Below are 770 nucleotides of genomic sequence, written 5' to 3'. Positions count from 1 at the left end.
ATCTGCCAGAAGCCCGACACCAGCAGGCCCGCGAAGGGGCACAAGACCTGCCCCTGTCCGGCTTGGGCGGGCTGCGGGTGGACCGGCCCAACCAGGTCTGGTGCGCCGACATCACCTGTCTGCCGATGCGCCGGGGCTTCCTCTATCTGGTGGCCATCCTGGACTGGTTCACCCGCAAGGTTCTGGCCTGGCGGATCTCCAGCATCGAGCCATGGGTCGCCATTGGTTCGAGGGCTATGGCGAGGGGAGGCCGACTTCTGCGTCGAGGCGCTGAACGAGGCCATCCACCGCTTCGGCGCGCCGGGGATCATGAAGACGGACCAGGGCTCACAGTTCACGTCCTTCGCCTGGACTGATCGGCTGAAGCGCGTTGGCACCCGGATCTCCATGGACGGCAAAGGACGCTGCATCGACAACGTCTTCATCGAGCGCCTCTGGCGATCCCTGAAGTATGAATGCGTCTACCTGCACGCCTGGGAGACAGGTTCACAGGCAAAGTCTGCCATCGGCAATCTGCCATCGGTCAATGGATGACCTTCTGCAATCACCGAAGCCCCCACACCGCCCATGGCGGGCAGCCGCCCGCCGTGGTCTGCTTCAACAGCATCGAAACCGATCAGCAGACGAAGGCAGTAGCTTAAATCAGCCGGAAAACTCCCCAAAGACCGGGGAGTAGCTCAAGTTGCTCTGCCCCCTGAGAACTGTACCGTTTTCGGCTGGAGTTTTCGGCTGGCATTTCCCGGCTTGGAGAGGAGCTGAAGACGATGAAG

At 62.1% G+C, this 770-nt stretch carries 1 pseudogene; it reads left to right on the top strand.

What is annotated here, in order from left to right:
- A pseudogene (locus tag JC607_RS25740) lies at positions 1-584 on the top strand (transposase); the annotation flags it as partial.
- Positions 585-770 lie beyond the last annotated feature (186 nt).

This window comes from Paracoccus sp. IB05 (assembly GCF_016405985.1).
Lineage (GTDB): Bacteria > Pseudomonadota > Alphaproteobacteria > Rhodobacterales > Rhodobacteraceae > Pseudogemmobacter.
The sequence above is the reverse complement of the archived record's forward strand: the minus strand, read 5'-3'. Positions and strand labels throughout refer to the sequence as shown.